The organism is Cellulomonas oligotrophica, from assembly GCF_013409875.1.
In the GTDB taxonomy this organism is placed as follows: Bacteria; Actinomycetota; Actinomycetes; order Actinomycetales; family Cellulomonadaceae; genus Cellulomonas; species Cellulomonas oligotrophica.
In genome coordinates, this window is the sequence record NZ_JACCBK010000001.1 from 2,559,875 (window position 1) to 2,578,888 (window position 19,014).

Sequence of the window (19,014 nt, forward strand, 5' to 3'; positions counted from 1 at the left end):
CCTCGGATAGCGTCCGGGGCATGCGGCTGCTCCACACCTCCGACTGGCACCTGGGCCGCACCCTGCACGGTGTGGATCTGCTCGACCACCAGGCCGCCTACCTCGACCACCTCGTCGACGTGGTGCGCGCCGAGGGGGTGGACGCGGTCGTCGTCGCCGGCGACGTGTACGACCGGGCGATCCCGCCGGTCGAGGCCGTGACGCTGCTGTCCGACACGCTCGCCCGCCTGGCCGAGCACGCGACGGTCGTCGTGACGTCCGGCAACCACGACTCCGCGACCCGCCTCGGGTTCGGGGCGCCGCTGATGCGCGAGCGCGTGCGCGTGCGCACCCGGGTGGCCGCGCTCGACGAGCCGGTGGTGCTCCCGTCCGGTGCGGGCGACGTGCTGGTCTACGGGCTGCCGTACCTCGACCCCGACGCGGTGCGCGGCGAGCTCGGCACGGTCGACGAGGCCGGGGCGCGCCGGCCGCTGGCCCGCTCGCACCAGGCCGTGACGGCGGCGGCCATGGACCGGGTGCGCGCGGACGTCGCGCGGCGGTCGGCGGCGGGGTCGCGGCCCGCGCGCACGGTCGTGGCCGCGCACGCGTTCGTGGTGGGCGGTCGGGCCAGCGAGTCCGAGCGGGACATCCGCGTCGGCGGCGTCGACCACGTGACGTCGGACGTGTTCGCGGGGGTCGACTACGTCGCGCTCGGGCACCTGCACGGCCCGCAGGCCGTGACCGGCGCCGGCCCCACGGTGCTGCGGTACTCGGGGTCGCCCCTCGCGTACTCGTTCTCCGAGCTGCACCAGACCAAGTCGACCGTGCTGGTCGACCTCGCGGGCGACGCGCCGACGACGACGCTCGTCCCGGCCCCCGTGCCGCGCCGCCTCGCCGACGTCAGCGGCACCCTCGACGAGCTCCTGGGTGCGGCCGGCGAGCCGCACGTCGACGCGTGGGCGCGGGTCACGGTCACCGACGACGCTCGCCCGTCCGACCTGTTCCGCCGGGTGCGCGAGCGGTTCCCCCACGCGCTCGTCGTCCAGCACCGGCCCGACCGGGTCGTGCCCGCCGCGGGGGCCGCCCTGGTCACCGCCGCGGCGGACCCGGTGGATGTCGCCGCCGACTTCGTCCACCACGTCACGGGCGCGCGTCCGGACGCCGCCGAGCTCGACGTGCTCCGGCGCGCGCACGAGCTGGTCGCGGCCGCGGAGCGGAGCGCCTGATGCGGCTGCGCTCGCTGACCGTCCAGGCGATCGGCCCGTTCGCGGGCCGGCACACCGTCGACTTCGACGCGCTCGGCACGTCCGGCCTCTTCCTCCTCGAGGGGCCTACCGGGGCCGGCAAGTCCACGCTCATCGACGCCGTCGTGTTCGCGCTGTACGGCAAGGTGGCGGGGGCCGACGCGTCCGAGGAGCGCCTGCGTTCGGCGTACGCGCCGGACGACGTGGAGAGCGTCGTCGAGCTGGTCTTCGAGACGGCCGCGGGCGTCCACCGGGTGCGACGCACCCCGGCGTACCAGCGGGCGAAGCGGCGCGGCGCCGGCACCACGACCGCCCAGGCGAGCGTCAAGGCGTGGCGCCTGCCCGCCGACGTGGACCCGGCCGCCGGCCCGGACGTGCTCGACACGGTCGGCACCCTGCTCGGCGCGCGTCTGGACGAGGTCGGGGCCGAGATGCAGCGGGTGGTCGGGCTGGACCGCACCCAGTTCGTGCAGACCATCGTGCTGCCGCAGGGGGAGTTCGCGCGGTTCCTGCGCGCCAACCCCGAGGACCGGCGGGGGCTGCTGCAGAAGATCTTCGGCACCCAGGTGTACGAGCAGGTGCAGAAGCAGCTCGCGCAGATGCGCCGCGAGGCCGACCGCGCCGTGGACGCCGCGCGCGCCGACCTCGCCGAGGCCGTCGCCCACCTGCTCGGTGCGTGCGCGCTCCCCGACGACGACACCGTGCGGGTGCGCGGTCTGCTCGACGAGGCGGTCGCCGGCCCGCAGGTGGCGGACCGCGTGGCCACGGTGGTCGACGCGACGACGACGGACCTCGCCCGGCAGGCCGACGACGCGGCGGTCGCGTCGGCGTCGGCGACCGCCGCGTGGGAGGGGGCGCGCGACGCGCACGAGACCGCCCGCGCGACCGCGGCGCTGGTCGAGCGCCGCGCCGTGCTGCGCACCGGCCTCGCCCGGCTCGACGCCGACGCCGAGCAGCACGCGTCGGACGCCGTCCGCCTCGTCGCGGCCCGCGCCGCGGCCGCCGTCCGGCCGGTCCTGACGGGTGCCGACGACGCGTCGACCGCCCAGGAGGCCGCCCGGAAGGCCCTCGCGGCCGCCGTCGACGCCGCCCCCGCCGACCTGCTGCCCCCGGGCGAGCCCGGCCCCGGGTGGCGCGACCCGGTCGAGGCCGCGCGGTCCGCCGCCGCGGACGACGCCGCCCGGCTCGAGCGCCTCGTCGCCGTGGAGGCCCGGCTCGACGCCGACCGTCACGAGGTCCGCGACCTGGCGGCGGTGCTGGACGACCTGCGCAGCGAGGTCGCGCTCGCCGACGCGTGGCTCGCCGCCCGCCCCGCCGCCCGGGCCGCGCTGGTGGTCCGCCTCGAGGCGGCGCGGGCCACCGCCGCGCAGACGGGCGAGCGCGCGGCCCGGCTGGACGCCGCCGAGCGCCTCGTCCAGGACGTCGAGGCGCACCGGGCGGCCGACGCCGAGCGGACCGTCGCGGCGGCCGCGCGCGACGAGGCGGCCCGCGCCGCGCACGCCGCCGTCCGGGCCGAGGCAGATCTGCGCTCGGCTCGCGTGGCCGGCCTCGCCGGCGAGCTCGCCGCGGGGCTGGCTCCCGGCGGCGCCTGCCCGGTGTGCGGCGGCACGGAGCACCCCGCGCCCGCCGCGGTGCCGGACGACCACGTCACCGACGAGCAGGTCGACGCGGCGCAGGCGGTGCGCGAGGCGGCCGAGCGGGTGCTCGCCGAGGCGGGTGCGACCCACGCGGCCCTCGTCGAGCGCGTCGCCGGGCTGGCCGCGCGGACCGGAGGGCAGGACGCGGCGGCGGCCGTCGCCGCCCGGGACGCGGCCCGCGCGGCGCTGGCCGAGGCCCAGCAGGCCGACGCGACCGCGACCGACCTGGCCGCGCAGACCGAGGCCTTCGACGCCGCCACCCAGGCCCGGCACGTGCTGCGGGACGAGGTCGACGCCCAGCTGCGCACCGCCGAGCTCGCGCTGGTCGCCCGGCGGGAGCAGCTCGACCGGGCCGAGGCCGAGGTCGTCGAGGGGCGGGACGGGTACCCGACGGTCGCCGCCCGGCACGCGGTGCTCGACGCCCGGGCGTCCCTCGCGGCGGCCCTGCTGGGGGCGCTCGCCGACGAGCGCGCTGCGGCCGAGCACGCCGCCGCCCGCACCGCGGAGCTGCGGAGCGTGCTCGCCGAGCACGGGTTCGCGACGGCGGACGAGGCCCGCGAGGCGTGGAGCGCCCCCGACGCGCTCGCCGCGCTCGAGCGCCAGGTGCAGGACGTCGCCGCCGAGCGCGCGCGCCTGCTGGGCGGTCTGGCCGAGCCCGCGCTCGCGACGCTGGCCGAGGACGTGGGCGTCGACCTGGACGCGACGGGTGCCGTGGAGCGGGCGGCCCGTGCCGCGGCGGACGACCTCGCGGGCCGTGCCCGGGTCACGAGGGAGCGGGCCCGGGCGGCGTCGGCGGCGGCCGCGCGCGTGCTCGCGGCGGCCCGGTCCCTCGACGAGCACGCGGCCCACGCGGCCCCGGTCGCGCGGATGGCGGCGCTGGCGGCAGGGACGGGCGGCGACAACGCCCGGGCCCTGTCGCTGCCGACCTACGTGCTGGCCCGCCGGTTCGAGGACGTGGTCGCGGCGGCGAACGACCGCCTGCGCGTCATGTCCGACGGCCGGTACGAGCTGGTGCGCTCGGACGCCAAGGAGGACGTGCGCAGCCGCACCACGGGCCTGTCGATGCGGGTGGTCGACCACCGCACCGAGCAGGAGCGCGACCCGCGGACCCTCTCGGGCGGCGAGACGTTCTACGTGTCGCTGTGCCTGGCGCTGGGCATGGCCGACGTCGTCACGGCGGAGGCGGGCGGCATCGAGCTGGGCACGCTGTTCGTCGACGAGGGCTTCGGCGCGCTCGACCCGCACGTGCTGGACCAGGTGCTCGTCGAGCTGGGCCGCCTGCGCGCGGGCGGCCGGGTCGTCGGCGTCGTCTCGCACGTGGAGGCGCTCAAGCAGGCGATCGCCGACCGGGTCGAGGTGCGCCCGACCCGGCAGGGTCCGAGCACGCTGCGTGTGCTGGCGGGCTGAGGGTCACCAGCTCCAGCCGCGGGCGGTGAGCTCGACCTCCTCGCGGAACCGCTCGTGCGGGTCCCCCTTGGCGGCGGGCCGGACCTCGACCTCGGCGAGCCGGCACGCCTCGGCGAGCAGCTGGTCGTAGGCGAGCTGGGAGGAGATGATCCGCTCGGCGCGGGCGAACGCGTGCACGTCGCCCTCGAGCTCGCGCACGTGCGCGGCCACGACCCCGAGCCGCTCCTGCACGCGCAGCGTCGCGAACGGGTCGCACGTGCGCGGCGGCTCCCGGCGCAGCCGGTCGGCGACGCGTTCGAGACCGCGGGCGAGGGCGAGCTGCCAGCGGGGCGGGTCGTCGGGCGACGGGATGAGGGCCCAGGCCGCGCACAGCAGCAGCGCCGGCGTCGTCGCCACCAGGAGGAGGAGTGCCCAGGTCATCGCGCGTCCCTCGTCGTGCCTGTGCCCAGCCTACGAACGACCTGTGACCGGCGCCACAGGATTGCGGCGCGGGGTGGTCCGACGTGCGCGTGCCCCGGCGGCGCACGGCTGCACCGCCTACGGTGAGGGCCGGTCGGGGCAGGTGTGGGCCCGGACGGCGGGCGCGGGACGACGACGGAGGTGCACGGTGGGTGCCAGGGCAGTGCTGGTGACCGGGGGAGTCCTGGTGGTGGGCGCGGTCGGTGTGGTCGTCGCCGACCAGGTCGCGCGGGGCATGGCCGAGGAGCGGGCCGCCGAGGTGATCGCCGAGCGTCTCGACGTGACGGGCACCCCGACGGTCGACGTCGACGGGTTCCCCTTCCTCACCCAGCTCCTGGCGCGCGAGCTGGACGAGGTGCACGCCACCGCGGACGGGGTGCGCCTCGACGGTGTCGACGCCGTCGACGTCCGCCTCGACGCGCGCGGCGTGACCCTCCGGCAGCCGTCCACGGTGGCCGACGCGACGCTGGCCCTCACGCTGCCGACGGCGACGGTGCAGCAGGTCGTCGCCGAGCAGTCGGGGCTGGCCGTGGACCTCACGGTCGACGGCGAGCTGCTGCGGGCGTCTGGCGAGGTGCTCGGCGTCGAGCTGACGGCGGGCGTCCAGCCGTACGTCGAGGACGGGCGGCTGCTCGCCGACGTCGTCGACGTCACCGTGGGCGGCGCCGTGGTCGACGTGGCCGACCTTGCGGTCGGCGGGCGGCTCACCGGCATCGAGATCCCCGTCGGAGGGCTCCCCGACGGGGTCGTCCTGGACTCGACGTCCGTGGTGCCCGACGGCCTGCGGGTCGTCGCGGCGGGTCAGGACGTGACGCTGGAGGTGGCACCGTGACCGGCTGGGGCGAGGACCTGCCGGGCTCCTTCGGGGACGTGTGGGTGCAGGTCACGACCCCGCAGCCCGCGCCCGAGGTCCGCACGGTCGTGATCACGGGGGTCGTGCTGCTCGTCGCGCTGGCCGCCCCGGGGGTCTGGCACCTGCTGCGGCACGGGCTGACGATCGTGCACGAGGCGGGGCACGCGGCCGTGGCCGTGCTCGTCGGCCGCCGCCTGACCGGGATCCGGGTGCACTCCGACACCTCGGGCCTGACGGTCTCGCGCGGGCGCCCCACGGGTCCGGGCATGGTCGCGACCGTGGCGGCCGGGTACCCGGCGCCGGCGGTGCTCGGCCTCGCGGCGGCGTGGCTGCTGTCGCGCGGGTACGCGGTCGGGCTGCTGTGGCTGCTGCTGGTCGTCCTGGTGCTCGTGCTGCTGCAGATCCGCAACTGGTACGGGCTGTGGTCCGTGCTCGTCGCGGGGGTCGTGGTCGGGGTCGTCACGGTGCTCGCGCCGTCGTCGGTCCAGCAGGTCACCGCTGCGGCGATCACGTGGTTCCTGCTGCTCGGGGCGCCGCGCGCGGTGCTGGAGCTGCAGGCGCAGCGCGCGCGGGTGCGGCGCCAGGGCGGCCGGGACGTCTCCGACGCGGGCCTGCTCGCGGGGCTGACGCACGTGCCGGCCGTCGTGTGGGTGGGTGCCTTCCTGCTGGTGTGCCTGGGTCTGCTGGTCGCGGGCGGTGCGCTGCTGCTGGCTGTCTGGGCCGGCTGACGCCGCCGGCCCGCACGGCCGTCACCCGGGCACGACGACGCAGCCGTCCAGCGCGTCGTCGAGCGCGTCCCGCTCGGCGGGCGTCACGCTCAGCCCGTACGCGTCCTTGACCCGGAGCTGGCGCAGCGCGTACACGCAGCGGTAGCCGATCTCGGGCGGCAGCCACGCGGACGCGTCGGACGCGCCCTTGTCCTGGTTGGCCGGCCCGTCGACGGCGAGCAGGTTGGCGGGGTCGTTCGCGAACGCGGTGCGCGCGGGGGTCGTCCACGCCTGCGCGCCGGAGCGCCACGCGTCGGCGAGGGCCACCACGTGGTCGACCTGCACGTCCGCGGAGCGCTCGCCCCGCGCGAACGCCACGACGGCACCGGTGTAGGGGTCGTCGAGCGTCCCGGCGAGCACGACGCACCCGTCGTCGTCGACGACCACGCCGGCGAGGTCGCGGACCAGCACGTCGTCGCGCGTGCCGCAGCCGTTGCCGTCGACGTCGACCCACCCGTCGCCGAAGAGCTCGCGCGCGTACCCGCCGGGCCCGGGACCGTCCCGCACGGCGACCCGGTCGAGCGCGGCACGGCCCGCCGCGAGGTCGGCCGCGGTGACGGGGTGCCGCGCCGCCGCGCGCTCGCCCTGCCACCAGGGCAGCCCCAGCCCGAGCAGGAGCGCGACGACGAGGGCCAGCACCCAGCCGCCGGGCCGCGCCTCCCGGGTGTGCGGCGCGGGCGCCGCCGCCCCGGCGCGCCCGGGCCAGGTGCGCCCGGGCCCTGAGCGCTCGGCGTGCGCGGCGAGCATCGTCGCGAGGTCCACGGCGTCACGGTGCGCCGCGGGCCCCCGGGTGCGCGCGTCGCCCGCCCCGCCACGGGTGGCGGCCCGGCCCGGTGCGTGGCTGTGGGCGGGTCGACGCGCCGGTCAGGACGGCGGCAGCGCCTCGTGGCCCGGGCGGCCGTGCGTGCGTCGGCGCTCCTTCATCTGCGCCTCCGCGACGTGCCGTCTCCCGCCGAGCAGCTCGTCGCGGACCGCGCGCTCGGCGTCCGCGAACGCCCGGTGGTACCCGTCGTCGAACTCCTCGACCACCTGGAACGTCCAGCGGCCGTCGAGCACGTTGCGGCCCAGCACGTCCGCGCGCACCCGGTCGGCGAGCTCGCCGTGCCCGGCCGCCTCCAGCTGGTCGAGGGCCTCGCCGAGCTCGAGGTCGGCCCGCCCGAGCAGCCGGTGGAACGCGTAGAGCATGCCGCGGGCGTGCTCGACGACCTCGAACGCCGCGGTCACCCCGCCGACCGCCTCGACGGTCGCGTCGTCCACGCCCTCGGGCACGCGGTGCGCGGCGTCGGGCCCTTCGTCCAGGTTCTTCGTCTCGCTCATGCCTCATGCTCGGTCGGTCGCGCACGGCCCGCACCCGGTGGCCGCCCGCGCCCGATCGCGCCATGCTCGGCTGCGAGGCCGCCACCCCCGGCCGTCGCACCCGGCGCCGCCACCCGCGGCCGTCGTACCGCACGCCGCCACCGCGGCCCGTGCGCCGCGCACCGAGCGGCCCGGCCGCGACCGACCGCACGCACCCGCCGCCACCGCGGCCCGAGCCCGCCGCCCCGGAGCACACCCATGAGCGCAGGACCCGCCTTCCCGCCGCCGGACCGCCCGTACGCCTCCCGCGGCCCGGGGCCGCGCAGCGTGCTGCGGCGCAAGTCCGTCGAGTCCTCGCTCGCGGCGGTCGACGACCCCGAGCGCCGCCTGCGCCGCACCCTGACCGCGTGGGACCTGGCCGTGCTGGGCGTGGCCGTGGCCGTCGGCGCGGGCATCTTCTCCGTCGGCGCGACCGCCGCCGCGAACTACGCCGGCCCGGCCGTGATCGTGTCGTTCCTGGTCGCCGCGCTCGTGTGCGCGCTCGCCATCATGTGCTACGCGGAGTTCGCCTCGACGATCCCCGTCGCCGGGTCGGCGTACACGTACTCGTACTCGACGATGGGCGAGCTCGTCGCCTGGATCATCGGCTGGGACCTGATCCTGGAGATGCTGCTCGCGTCGGCGGTGATCGCGAAGTTCTGGGGCGTCTACCTGTCCGACGCGTTCGGCCTCTTCGGCCTCGACGTGCCGCCCACCGTGACGCTGCTCGGCGTGGACGTCGCGTGGGGCCCGGTGCTCATCGTCGCGGTGTTCACCACGCTGCTGGCGATCGGCACCCGCCTGTCCACGCGCGTGAACAGCATCTTCACGATCATCAAGGTCGGGATCACGGTGTTCGTGATCGTCGTCGGCTTCTTCTACGTCAAGGCCGAGAACTGGACGCCGTTCGTGCCGCCCGCCGAGCCGGCCGCCGCCGGGACCACCGGCCTGCACCAGCCGCTCACGGGCTTCCTGCTGGGGTTCGAGCCGACGACGTACGGCGTCATGGGCATCCTGTCGGGCGCCGCGCTCGTGTTCTTCGCGTTCATCGGCTTCGACGTCGTCGCGACCACGGCCGAGGAGACCAAGGACCCGCAGCGGGCCGTGCCCCGCGGCATCCTCGGCGGCCTGGCGCTGGTGACGGTGCTGTACATCCTCGTGACCGTGGTCGTGACCGGCATGGTCAGCTACCGCGACCTCGCGGCCGCCGACCACCCGTCCCTGACCACGGCGTTCGTGCTGGTGGGCGCCGACTGGGCGGGGCGCGTGATCTCCGTGGGGATCCTCGTCGGCCTGACGAGCGTGCTCATGGTGCTGCTGCTGGGCCTGACGCGCGTGATCTTCGCGATGAGCCGCGACGGGCTGCTGCCCCGGGCGATGTCGCGCACGTCGCCGCGGTTCGGCACGCCGCTCGGCCTCCAGGTCGGCGCCGGCGTCGTGGTCGCCCTGATCGCCGGGCTCGCGGAGGTCGAGCTGCTCGAGGAGATGATCAACATCGGCACGCTGTCCGCGTTCGTGCTGGTCAGCTTCGGCATCCCGATCCTGCGGCGCACCCGCCCCGACCTGCCGCGCGGGTTCCGCGTGCCGTGGTCGCCCGCGCTGCCGGTGATCGCCGGCGTCGCGTGCCTGTGGCTGATGCTCAACCTGACGACGCTCACGTGGCTGCGGTTCCTCGCCTGGCTCGCGGCGGGCGTGGCCATCTACTTCCTCTACTCCTACCGCCGCTCGCTCGTCGGCCGGGGGACGCCCGACCCCACGCCGCTGCCGGCCGAGGGCCACTGACGGCTGGGCGGCCCGACCGGCAGGTTCACCCGACCGGCAGGTTCACCCGACCGGGTGGCGCCCTCGGTCCACAGGGCCCGCACGGGGTGAGGCGCGCTGCGGCATACTGACCGCGCCCACCCATCGAAGGGACCCCGAGCACGTGACCCTGTTCCTCGTCATCGGCGGCATCGGCCTCGTCCTGCTGCTGGCGTCCCTCGTGTTCGGCGACCTGTTCGAGTCCTTCGGCGTCGGCGAGGGCGGCCTGTCCGGCATCGCCGCCGGTGTGGGCGCCGTCGTCTTCGGGGCGAGCGGCGTGATCGCGTTCTCCGCGGACCTCGGGTTCGTCTGGGCGTCGGTCATCGGCATCGGCTTCGCGCTCGTCGCGGCGTTCGTCTCGCAGCGCTTCATCCACCGCCTCGCGGCCACGGAGGACGCGCCGCCGCCGCCGCTGGAGGGCGCGTTCGGCATGACGACCGCGACCACCGGTCCGGGTGGCGGGGAGGTCCGGCTCGAGGGTGTGCAGGACCTCGAGTCGCGCCTGGCGTGGGCCGACGACGAGATCCCGGCCGGCACGCGCGTGCAGGTGGTGGCCGTCAGCGGCTCCCGCGTGCTCGTCCGCCGCGCCTGACGCACCCGCCCGGCACCGGGGCCCGGCCCCGCCCCTGACCCTGGCGTCGCGCGGTCACCTGCGCCCGGCGCCGCCCCGCAGGACCGACAGGAAGGAGCCCCGGCCCGGCCGGGACCCACCATGCTGGACATCGTCGAGAACGGCGCCACCATCCTCGCCGTCGGCGCGCTGATCATCGCGTTCGTCGCGGTCATCGCGCTCATCACCAAGCGGATCCGCCGCGTCCCGCCCAACGAGGCGCTCATCATCGTCGGCCGCGGCGCGGGCAAGGGCGCCAACGCGCAGGCCGGCCAGCGCGTCGTCGTCGGCGGCCGCGTGTTCGTCTGGCCCGTGCTGCAGCAGGGCTTCCCGATCTCGCTCGAGCAGCGTCAGATCGGCATCACGGTCGAGGGCGTCGACAAGAACCGCATCAAGCTCGCCATCAAGGCGTCCATCAACTTCAAGGTCCGCGGGGACGAGGAGGGTGTGCGCCGTGCCGCGCAGCGCTTCCTCTCGCAGCAGGCCACGCTGACCGACGTCATCAAGGAGTCCCTCGAGGGCTCGCTGCGCTCGATCATCGGCGACATGACGATCGAGCAGATCATCAGCGACCGCAAGTCGCTGCAGGACGGCGTCGTCGCCTCCACCAAGGCGGACCTCGCCGAGCAGGGTCTGCAGGTCGACCTGCTCAACATCTCGGACATCTCGACGCCCGGCTCGGACTACCTGTCCAACCTCGGTCGCGCCGAGTCCGCGCGTGCCCGCCAGGTCGCCGAGGTCAAGGAGGCCGAGGCGCAGCAGGTCTCCGAGTTCGCCAAGATCCAGGCGATGGAGGCCATCGCGGCCCGTCAGCGCGACCTCGCGATCAAGCAGGCGGCGATCAAGGCCGAGACCGACCGGGCCAACGCCGAGGCCAACGCCGCCGGCCAGCTCGCCCGCGCCGAGCAGGACCGCCTGGTCGCGACCCAGGAGCGCGAGGCCCTCGCCGAGAAGGCGAAGGTCACCGAGGAGCAGCTCGACATCGACGTCCGCAAGCCGGCCGAGGCCGCCGCGTACGCCGCCGTCCAGCGCGCCAACGCCGAGCGTGACGCGGCCAACGCGTCGACCGAGGCCGACGCGTTCAAGCGCATGAAGATCGCCGAGGCGAACAAGATCGCCACGGTCCAGGACGCCGAGGCCGCGGCCGAGGCGACGATCCGCGCGGGCAACGCCGAGCGCGACCGTCAGGTCGCCGAGGCCAAGGCCATCGAGGCGCTGGGTCTGGCCCGCGCCGCGGCCGCCCGCGCCGAGGGTCTGGCCGCCGCCGAGTCCACCCGCGCGCAGGCCGAGGCGCTGCGCGAGCAGGGCCAGGCGGTCCTCGCGCAGCAGGTCATCGCGCTGCTGCCGGAGATCGTGCGGGCCGCGGCCGAGCCGATCAGCGGTATCGACCAGCTCACGGTCGTCTCCACCGACGGCGCGTCGCAGCTCACGCGCACGGTCGGCCAGGTGCTCGGCGAGGGCCAGGAGGTCATCAAGTCCCTCACGGGCCTCGACCTCAGCGCGCTCGTCTCGAGCATCACGGCGCAGCCCACCACCACCGCGTCGACGGGCAGCGGCACCGCCTCCTGACGCACCGCACGCACGACGACGCCCCCGCCGACCGGCGGGGGCGTCGTCGCGTCCGGGTCCGGCGGTCCGGGGCTCCGCGTCGTCAGGCGCGCGTCAGGCGGGTGTCAGCACGACGACCGGGATCTGCCGGTCGGTCAGCGTCGTGTACGTCTCGTAGTCGGGCCAGACCTCGACGGCCCGGGCCCACCAGGCGGCACGCTCGTCGCCCTCGACGACGCGGGCGTCGTACTCGCGCACCTCGGGGCCGTCCTGCAGCGCGACGCGCGGGTGCGCGAGGAGGTTGCCGAACCACGTCGGGTGCTCCGGGGCGCCGCCCTTGGACGCGACCACCGCGTACTCGCCGTCGTGCTCGACCCGCATGAGCGGGGTCTTGCGGAGCTTGCCGCTCTTCGCGCCGACCGTGGTCAGCACGATCACGGGGCGGCCGTTCAGCGTGGTGCCCTCGGTCCCGCCGGAGGACTCGTACAGGGCGGTGTGCTCGCGCGTGAAGTCGTCGGGGCTCGGGGCGTACTCGCCGGTCAGCGTCATGCCGGTGGCAACGCGACGCGCACCGCCCGGATTCCGTCCCGGCCTCAGGCCCGGGGTGCGGCGGTGGAGGCCCGCACGACGAGGTCGACGTGCACGTGCTCGGTGCGGGGTCCCGGTGCGCCGCCGATCGCGCCGAGCAGCAGGCGGGCGGCGGCCTCGCCCTTGCGCGCGACGTCCTGCCGCACCGTGGTGAGCGCGGGCGTGACGCAGCGGGCCAGCTCGGCGTCGTCGTAGCCGACCACGGACAGGTCGCCCGGGACGCGCCGGCCCGCGTCGGCGAGCCCGCGGCAGAGGCCGGCGGCGAGGGTGTCGGCGGTCGCGACGAGGGCGGTGGCGCCGGGGTGGTCGCGCAGCACCCGGGGGGCGGCCGCGACGCCGGCGTCGTACGTGGTGGCGGCGTCCAGGGCCGTCACGTCCCCGCCCCCCAGGCCCTGCCGCAGCCCGTCGAGGCGGGCGGCGACGACCCGGCTGCCCCCGGCGAGCGGGCCGACCAGCACGACGTCGCGGTGCCCGAGCGCGGCCAGGTGCGCACCGGCGAGCCGCCCGCCCTCGTGGTCGTCGGAGCGCACGTGCCCGCGTCCCGGCGCGTCGTCGTGCGCGTCGACGACGACGGTGGGCACGCCGCGGGGCAGGTCGAGGGTGGCGAGCTCGTCGTCGGTGAACCCCAGCACGACGATCCCGTCGAGGCTCCACCGCTGCACGGAGTCGCGCACGTCGGCGGCGGTCTCGACGCCGCGCAGCAGCAGGTGGTGGTCGTGCCGGCGCAGCGTCACCTCCAGCGCGCCGACGAGCGTCTGGTCGTGCGGGGAGCCGAGCAGGCTGGTGCCGCGGGTCGGCAGGAGCAGGCCGACGAGGTGCGTGCGGCGGGCAGCGAGCGAGCGGGCGGCGCCGTGCGGCACGTACCCGAGGGCCGTCACGGCGTCCTGGACGCGTGCGGCGGTGGGTGCGGAGACGCGTCCGAGGCGGCCGTTGACGACGTTGGACACGGTCATCACCGAGACGCCGACGTGCGCGGCGACGTCGGCGAGCGTGACCCGCGCCATCGTGACCCCCGTGGTTGACGGTCCGGACGCGGTGAGCCTAGCGTGGTCGGGTATAGCGCTAAACCAGACCGTGCGACGGCGCACGGACGGCGCCCCCGACCCGCCGGAGGCCGGCCCCGTGCTCCCGTTCCCCGCCCGCCCCGTCGCCGACCCGCGCGCCGTCGTCCAGGGCGACACCTTCCGGATCACCGTGCTGGCCGACGGCCTGCTGCGCCTCGAGCACGCCGCCGACGGGGTGTTCGAGGACCGGCCGTCGACGTTCGCGCTGCACCGCGCGCAGCCCGTGCCGGACGTCCGGGTCGTCGAGCACGCCACGCACGTCGAGGTCGTGACGTCGCGGCTGCGGCTGACCTACGACCGCGGCCCGTTCGCCCCGCACGGGCTGCAGGTCGCCGTGCTCGGCGCGGTCAGCGCGTACGACTCGGTGTGGTGGTTCGGCGACGGCGGCCGCGACGGGCGCGGCGGCAACCTCGGCGGCACCGCCCGCACCCTCGACCTGGCGGACGGTGCGATCCCGCTCGACCCCGGGGTCGTCAGCCGCTGGGGGTACGCCGTGCTCGACGACTCGCGCTCCTTCGTCTTCGACGACCACGGCACGCCCGTGCCCCGTGACGGCTCGCGCCACGACCTGTACGTCTTCGCCTACGGCCACGACCACGCCGCCGCGGTGCGGGCGCTGTACGCGGTGTCGGGCCCGCAGCCGGTGCTGCCGCGGTGGGCGCTCGGCAGCTGGTGGAGCCGCTACCACCGCTACACGGCGGACTCCTACCGCGCGCTCATGGAGCGGTTCGCCGCCGCGGGCCTGCCGTTCTCCGTCGCGGTGGTCGACATGGACTGGCACCTCGTCGACATCGACCCCGCGCACGGCAGCGGCTGGACCGGCTACACGTGGAACCGCGAGCTGTTCCCCGACCCGCCCGCGTTCCTGCGCTGGCTGCACGACCACGGTCACCGCGTCACGCTCAACGTGCACCCGGCCGACGGCGTCGGCGCGCACGAGGACGCCTATGCCGCGATGTGCGCGGCGCTCGGCCGCGACCCCGAGTCCGGCGACCCCGTGGCGTTCGACGTCACCGACGAGGCCTTCCTCACCGCGTACCTGGAGCTGCTGCACCACCCGCTCGAGGCCCAGGGCGTCGACTTCTGGTGGCTCGACTGGCAGCAGGGCGGCCACTCGCGCCTGCCCGGCGTCGACCCGCTGTGGGTGCTCAACCACCGGCACTTCCTCGACTCCGCGCGCGACGGCCGCCGGCCGCTGACGTTCTCCCGCTACGCCGGCCCCGGGTCGCACCGGTACCCGGTCGGGTTCTCCGGCGACACCGTGGTCTCGTGGGCGTCGCTGGCGTTCCAGCCGGAGTTCACCGCGACGGCCGCGAACATCGGGTACGGCTGGTGGAGCCACGACGTCGGCGGGCACCTGTGGGGCGTCAAGGACGACGAGCTCGCGACCCGCTGGGTCCAGCTCGGCACGTTCTCGCCGATCCTGCGCCTGCACTCCTCGAACAACCCGTTCATGACCAAGGAGCCGTGGACGTTCGGGCCCGAGCACGAGCAGGTCCAGACCCGCTACCTGCGCCTGCGGCACCGCCTCGTGCCGTACCTGCACACCATGAACCACCGCGCCGCCCGCGAGGGCGTCCCGCTCGTCGTGCCCGTCTACCACCGCTGGCCGCACGCCGACGAGGCCTACACCGTCCCGCAGCAGGCGTGCTTCGGCTCCGAGCTGCTCGTGGTCCCGATGACCACGCCCCGCGACCCCGCGTCCGCCACGTCGGCCGCGCGCGCGTGGCTGCCGCCCGGCACCTGGGTCGATGTGCTCACCGGCCTGGTCTACGACGGCGACCGCGAGACCCTCCTGCACCGCGACCTCGCGCACCTGCCCGTGCTCGCGCCGGCGGGGTCGCTCGTGCCGCTCGACGGCGCCGCGGTGCCCGGCAACGACCCCGTCGAGCCCGCGCACCTGGAGGTGCTCGTCGTCGTCGGCGCAGACGGTGCGCTCACGCTCGTCGAGGACGACGGCACGGGCGACGGCCTCGACGACGCGCACGTCGCCCGCACGGCGCTGACCTGGGACCAGGCCGCCGGCACGTTCACCGCCGGCCCGGTCGCCGGCGCAGCCGGGTTCCTGCCGCGCACCCGCACCTGGACGGCGACGTTCCTGTCCGCAGCCGCCGACCTGCCGCCGGTCACCGCGACGGTCGACGGCGCCCCGGCCGACGCTGACGTCGTCCGCGGCACCGACGGCCACCTGCACGTCACCGTCGCGGACGTCCCCGTCGGTGCGGCCCTGGCCGTGCACGTCGGCCCCGACCCGGCGCTGCGCCGCAACGACGTCGAGCGCCACGTCTACGCCCGCCTCGACGCCGCCCAGATCGCCTACGAGACCAAGCGCCGCGTGCACGACGTCGTCACCGCCGACCGCCCCCTGCACACGCGCCTCGCGCACCTGGCGGCCCTCGACGTCCCCGAGCCCGTCCGCGCCGCCGTCGAGGAGGTCCTCCTGGCCCAGGGCTGACCTGCGACACCCACGCGGCGCACCGTCCCGGTCGCGCTGCCGTCGTGCCACGATGCCGGCATGGCGACCGTCGCACGACCGAGGCTCCCCGCCGCTGTCCACCTCGTGCGCGCCGGCACCGTGCTCGTCGCCGCCGGCGGTGTCGCCGCCGTCTGGTGGGCGGCCACCTACCAGGTGCCGGGCGGCGTCTGTCCGGCGATCATGCCCCCGCCCTTCGGGTGCTGGCCGCCGCGGATCGGCGCGGGCTGGGCGTGGACCGCGGGCCTCGTGGCGGCGGCCGCACTCGCGGTCGTCCTCCCCGGGCGCGTGGCGAGCGGTCGGACGGCCGTCGCGGGCGTGGCCGCGCTCACCGCCGCGGCTCTGTGCTGCGTCGCCGTCACGAGCCTCGTCCTCCCGCCCCCGCTCGTCCGGTGAGGGACGCGGCCGTCAGCGCCAGGCGGCGATGAGGTCGGCCGCCGAGAAGGAGACGTCCGCACCGGGCGGAGTGCCGCCGGCGGGGCTGATGGCGGCCAGGAGGGCGCCGTCGCTCCGGGGCACGTGCTCGCGGTGCCGGCGCAGCTGCTCCACCTCCGCGGGTGTCACACCTCCCCGGGTGCGCCACTTCACGGTGCCGACGAGTGCGGTCCTCGTGGCGGTGCGGGCGACGACGTCGACCTCGACCTCGTTCGCGCGCACCCACCAGGCCTGGACGTCCTCGACGTCGGGCAGGCGGGCGTCGCCGCGGGCCAGCCGGCGCAGGGCGTCGCGGACGACCGGCTCGACGCTCTGCCCGCGCCAGGTCTCCCAGTCGCGGGTGAAGGCCGCGACGGCGAGGTCGGACCGCCCCCGGGCGATCCGGTCCACGTTCCGCTCGACGTAGCGGAACCAGAAGCGCAGGTAGGGGTCCGTCACGCGGTAGCGCCGCAGACGCGAGCCCGGGCCCGCCCAGGCGGGCGCCTCGCGCTCGATCAGGCGCTTCGTCCCGGTGAGCGTGGCGAGCGCGCGGGTCGTGGCGGTCTCGACCCGCTTGCGCTCGGCGGCGTCGCCGACGGAGCCGAGGAGGTCCTTGAAGGCCGGGTTCGCGGTGTCGCTGGCGCCGATCGCCGACAGCACCTGGTAGGCGAACTGCGGCTCCGGGAACTCGGCGTCGAGGCTGATCCTGCCGGTCGTCACGAGCGGGCTCAGCTCGTCCTGGAGGGAGCGCGCGACGTGGTCCGTGGTGCTCGTGCCGGCGGCGGCCAGGTCGGTCACCAGGCGTGGGTACCCGCCGGTGACGAGGTACGCGTCGATCACCTCGACGGGGTCACGGCCGGGCAGGGCGTCGGCGACGTCGGCCGGGGTGAAGGCGGGGACGACCAGCGGCGAGAGGCGACCGAAGAGGGGGCGTCCGTGGCTCGCGAGCGCGTCCATCATCGCGACGTCGGAGCCGACGAGGACGAGGAGCACGGGGAGCCGCTCGAGCGTGCGGTCCCACTGGGACTGCAGCTCTCCCTCGAGGGTGGGCTCGCCCGCGGCGATCCACGGGAACTCGTCGAGAACGGCGATGACGGGTCCCGATCGGGCCGCGATCGCGAGTCGGCCGAACCAGTCGCGCCAGGTCGCGGCGGGAGAGCGGGTGAGCAGCTCCGCGTCGGGGAAGGGGTGGCGGGACTCCTGCAGCGCGACGGTGGCATCGGCGAGCTGCTGCGCCGGCGATGCCTGGAAGATGCCGGTGACGAAGGCGTACGGAGTCCGGGACGTCTCGACGAAGCGTTCGACGACGGTCGACTTCCCGACCTGTCGTCGCCCGCGGACCGCGACGATCCGGCCGGAGCCTGAGCGCGCGACCGCGTCCCGGTGGGCGACGAGCGCGGCAAGGACCTCGCGGCGGCCGAAGAACCCGTCGCCCGAAGTAGCAGTCATGCGATGTAGCATACATATGATGTATGTAAACTCCCCGAGTCGGCTCCTAGGCTGACGGGATGCACGAGTACGCGATGACCGGGTCCCGGGTGCGCGAGCACCGCGTCGAGGTGCCGGTGGACCGGGACGACCCGCACCGGTTCGGGTCGTTGGAGGTGTTCGCCCGCGAGATCGTCGACCCGGAGCGCGCGGGCGACGACCTGCCGCTCGTGCTGTTCCTGCAGGGCGGGCCGGGCGGCATGGGGCCGCGCCCGATGCCGGCGGGCGGGTTCTGGTCGTCGCTGCTGCGCACGCACCGGGTGGTGCTGCTCGACCAGCGCGGCACCGGCCGGTCCGGGCGCGTGGACGCCGGGGACGTCGCCGCGTTCGACGACGCACGGACGGCGGCCGAGTACCTGGCGTGCTTCCGCGCCGACGCGATCGTCGAGGACGCCGAGCACCTGCGGCGCACCGTGTACGGCGGGCGCCGGTGGACGACGCTCGGGCAGTCGTACGGCGGGTTCCTCACGCTGACCTACCTCTCGCGGCACCCGCACGCGCTCGACGCGTGCTGGATCACCGGCGGGATGCCGCCCGTCGGGGCCACCGCCCAGGACGTGTACGCCGCGACGTACCCGCGCCAGCTCGCGCGCAACACCGCCTGGCACCGCGCGCACCCCGGCGACACCGAGGTGCTGGCGCGGATCGCGGACCGGGTCGCGGCCGGCGGGGTGCGGCTGCCGACGGGGGAGGAGCTGACCGTCGAGCGCCTCCAGGCCCTCGGCATGTCCCTGGGCATGAGCAGGGGCGTCGACGACCTGCACTGGCTGCTCGACACCGCGCTGGACCGGCACGGTGAGCCCGCGCCCGGGTTCCTCGCGCAGGTCGCGCAGCGCACGGGCTTCGACACCAACCCCCTGTACGCGGTGCTGCAGGAGGTCATCTACCACGAGGGCGAGCGCGCGCCCGGCTGGGCGGCCGACGCGGAGCACGCCCGGCACGCAGCGTTCGGGACGGGCGCGCGCCCGCTCCAGCTCACCGGCGAGGCGATCTTCCCGTGGATGTACACGCAGGTCCCGGCGCTGCGGCCGTTCGCCGGCGCGGCCGCCGAGCTCGCGGCCCGCACGCACTGGCCCGCGCTGTACGACGTCGACCGGCTGGCCGCCAACGAGGTGCCCGTCGCCGCGGTGCAGTACTACGACGACCCGTACGTCGACCTCGACCTGGCGCTGGCCACCGCCTCGGGCCTCGGCAACGCGCAGGTGTGGGTCACCAACGAGCACCTGCACGACGGGCTGCGCGTGGCGGGCGACACGATCGTGCCGCGGCTGGCGGACATGACGGCCGGCCGCTGGGCGGTCACCGGCCGCTGAGCCGCCCCGCCGGGCCGCCTGCCAGGCCACCCGCT

16 protein-coding genes are annotated in these 19,014 nt (G+C 76.3%); 10 read left to right on the top strand and 6 right to left on the bottom strand.

The window, feature by feature from the left end; genetic code table 11:
• Positions 1-20: 20 nt before the first annotated feature.
• On the top strand, positions 21-1,205 hold the full coding sequence (locus BKA21_RS11630; RefSeq protein ID WP_140459281.1) for an exonuclease SbcCD subunit D: 1,185 nt from the start codon (positions 21-23) through the stop codon (positions 1,203-1,205).
• On the top strand, positions 1,205-4,267 hold the full coding sequence (locus tag BKA21_RS11635) for an AAA family ATPase (protein ID WP_140459282.1): 3,063 nt from the start codon (positions 1,205-1,207) through the stop codon (positions 4,265-4,267). The genes BKA21_RS11630 and BKA21_RS11635 overlap by 1 nt, the downstream gene beginning before the upstream one ends.
• A gap of 3 nt (positions 4,268-4,270) precedes the next feature.
• Here BKA21_RS11635 and BKA21_RS11640 read toward each other — a convergent pair whose 3' ends face one another.
• Positions 4,271-4,687: a hypothetical protein gene (locus BKA21_RS11640; protein WP_140459283.1), complete on the bottom strand. Its 417-nt coding sequence runs from the start codon at positions 4,685-4,687 to the stop codon at positions 4,271-4,273.
• Positions 4,688-4,874: 187 nt separating this feature from the next.
• On the opposite strand from BKA21_RS11640, the gene BKA21_RS11645 reads away from it, so the two are divergent.
• On the top strand, positions 4,875-5,558 hold the full coding sequence (locus BKA21_RS11645; protein ID WP_239072846.1) for an LmeA family phospholipid-binding protein: 684 nt from the start codon (positions 4,875-4,877) through the stop codon (positions 5,556-5,558).
• On the top strand, positions 5,555-6,307 hold the full coding sequence (locus tag BKA21_RS11650) for a M50 family metallopeptidase (protein WP_239072845.1): 753 nt from the start codon (positions 5,555-5,557) through the stop codon (positions 6,305-6,307). The genes BKA21_RS11645 and BKA21_RS11650 overlap by 4 nt, the downstream gene beginning before the upstream one ends.
• Positions 6,308-6,328: 21 nt before the next feature.
• Here the strand turns inward: BKA21_RS11650 and BKA21_RS11655 are convergent, their stop codons facing one another.
• Positions 6,329-7,108: an HNH endonuclease family protein gene (locus BKA21_RS11655; protein WP_239072844.1), complete on the bottom strand. Its 780-nt coding sequence runs from the start codon at positions 7,106-7,108 to the stop codon at positions 6,329-6,331.
• Positions 7,109-7,210: 102 nt separating this feature from the next.
• The gene (locus BKA21_RS11660) at positions 7,211-7,663 is read right to left on the bottom strand and encodes a hypothetical protein (protein ID WP_179625360.1); all 453 of its coding nucleotides are present in this window, start codon (positions 7,661-7,663) and stop codon (positions 7,211-7,213) included.
• Positions 7,664-7,900: 237 nt separating this feature from the next.
• Here BKA21_RS11660 and BKA21_RS11665 point away from each other — a divergent pair, with 237 nt between their 5' ends.
• The 3 genes from BKA21_RS11665 (at position 7,901) to BKA21_RS11675 (ending at position 11,660) form a co-directional block, all read left to right on the top strand.
• A complete protein-coding gene (locus tag BKA21_RS11665; RefSeq protein ID WP_140459285.1) occupies positions 7,901-9,463 on the top strand; it encodes an amino acid permease in 1,563 nt (520 codons plus the stop codon).
• A gap of 142 nt (positions 9,464-9,605) precedes the next feature.
• Positions 9,606-10,073: an NfeD family protein gene (locus BKA21_RS11670; RefSeq protein WP_140459286.1), complete on the top strand. Its 468-nt coding sequence runs from the start codon at positions 9,606-9,608 to the stop codon at positions 10,071-10,073.
• A gap of 120 nt (positions 10,074-10,193) precedes the next feature.
• Positions 10,194-11,660, top strand: coding sequence for an SPFH domain-containing protein (locus BKA21_RS11675; protein WP_140459287.1), 1,467 nt, complete (start codon positions 10,194-10,196; stop codon positions 11,658-11,660).
• A gap of 93 nt (positions 11,661-11,753) precedes the next feature.
• Here BKA21_RS11675 and BKA21_RS11680 read toward each other — a convergent pair whose 3' ends face one another.
• Together BKA21_RS11680 and BKA21_RS11685 are read right to left on the bottom strand one after the other, a co-directional pair.
• Positions 11,754-12,188: a nitroreductase family deazaflavin-dependent oxidoreductase gene (locus tag BKA21_RS11680; protein WP_140459288.1), complete on the bottom strand. Its 435-nt coding sequence runs from the start codon at positions 12,186-12,188 to the stop codon at positions 11,754-11,756.
• Between the two features lie 44 nt (positions 12,189-12,232).
• Positions 12,233-13,231, bottom strand: coding sequence for a LacI family DNA-binding transcriptional regulator (locus tag BKA21_RS11685; protein WP_140459289.1), 999 nt, complete (start codon positions 13,229-13,231; stop codon positions 12,233-12,235).
• Positions 13,232-13,301: 70 nt separating this feature from the next.
• On the opposite strand from BKA21_RS11685, the gene BKA21_RS11690 reads away from it, so the two are divergent.
• On the top strand, positions 13,302-15,746 hold the full coding sequence (locus tag BKA21_RS11690; protein WP_239072843.1) for a glycoside hydrolase family 31 protein: 2,445 nt from the start codon (positions 13,302-13,304) through the stop codon (positions 15,744-15,746).
• A gap of 60 nt (positions 15,747-15,806) precedes the next feature.
• Positions 15,807-16,160, top strand: coding sequence for a hypothetical protein (locus tag BKA21_RS11695; protein ID WP_140459290.1), 354 nt, complete (start codon positions 15,807-15,809; stop codon positions 16,158-16,160).
• A 12-nt stretch (positions 16,161-16,172) separates the two neighbouring features.
• On the opposite strand, the gene BKA21_RS11700 is transcribed toward BKA21_RS11695, so the two are convergent.
• Positions 16,173-17,627, bottom strand: a complete 1,455-nt coding sequence (locus tag BKA21_RS11700; RefSeq protein WP_170209023.1) for an ATP-binding protein — start codon at positions 17,625-17,627, stop codon at positions 16,173-16,175.
• Positions 17,628-17,686: 59 nt separating this feature from the next.
• Here BKA21_RS11700 and BKA21_RS11705 point away from each other — a divergent pair, with 59 nt between their 5' ends.
• A complete protein-coding gene (locus tag BKA21_RS11705; RefSeq protein WP_239072842.1) occupies positions 17,687-18,979 on the top strand; it encodes an alpha/beta fold hydrolase in 1,293 nt (430 codons plus the stop codon).
• Positions 18,980-19,014 lie beyond the last annotated feature (35 nt).

Bases quoted from the DNA above. Each gene is read 5' to 3' on its own strand.
- BKA21_RS11680 (WP_140459288.1), bottom strand. From the start codon at position 12,188: ATGACGCTGACCGGCGAGTACGCCCCGAGCCCCGACGACTTCACGCGC.
- BKA21_RS11695 (WP_140459290.1), top strand. From the start codon at position 15,807: ATGGCGACCGTCGCACGACCGAGGCTCCCCGCCGCTGTCCACCTCGTG.
- BKA21_RS11635 (WP_140459282.1), top strand. From the start codon at position 1,205: ATGCGGCTGCGCTCGCTGACCGTCCAGGCGATCGGCCCGTTCGCGGGC.
- BKA21_RS11685 (WP_140459289.1), bottom strand. From the start codon at position 13,231: ATGGCGCGGGTCACGCTCGCCGACGTCGCCGCGCACGTCGGCGTCTCG.
- BKA21_RS11705 (WP_239072842.1), top strand. From the start codon at position 17,687: ATGCACGAGTACGCGATGACCGGGTCCCGGGTGCGCGAGCACCGCGTC.
- BKA21_RS11630 (WP_140459281.1), top strand. From the start codon at position 21: ATGCGGCTGCTCCACACCTCCGACTGGCACCTGGGCCGCACCCTGCAC.
- BKA21_RS11660 (WP_179625360.1), bottom strand. From the start codon at position 7,663: ATGAGCGAGACGAAGAACCTGGACGAAGGGCCCGACGCCGCGCACCGC.
- BKA21_RS11675 (WP_140459287.1), top strand. From the start codon at position 10,194: ATGCTGGACATCGTCGAGAACGGCGCCACCATCCTCGCCGTCGGCGCG.
- BKA21_RS11640 (WP_140459283.1), bottom strand. From the start codon at position 4,687: ATGACCTGGGCACTCCTCCTCCTGGTGGCGACGACGCCGGCGCTGCTG.
- BKA21_RS11665 (WP_140459285.1), top strand. From the start codon at position 7,901: ATGAGCGCAGGACCCGCCTTCCCGCCGCCGGACCGCCCGTACGCCTCC.
- BKA21_RS11700 (WP_170209023.1), bottom strand. From the start codon at position 17,627: ATGACTGCTACTTCGGGCGACGGGTTCTTCGGCCGCCGCGAGGTCCTT.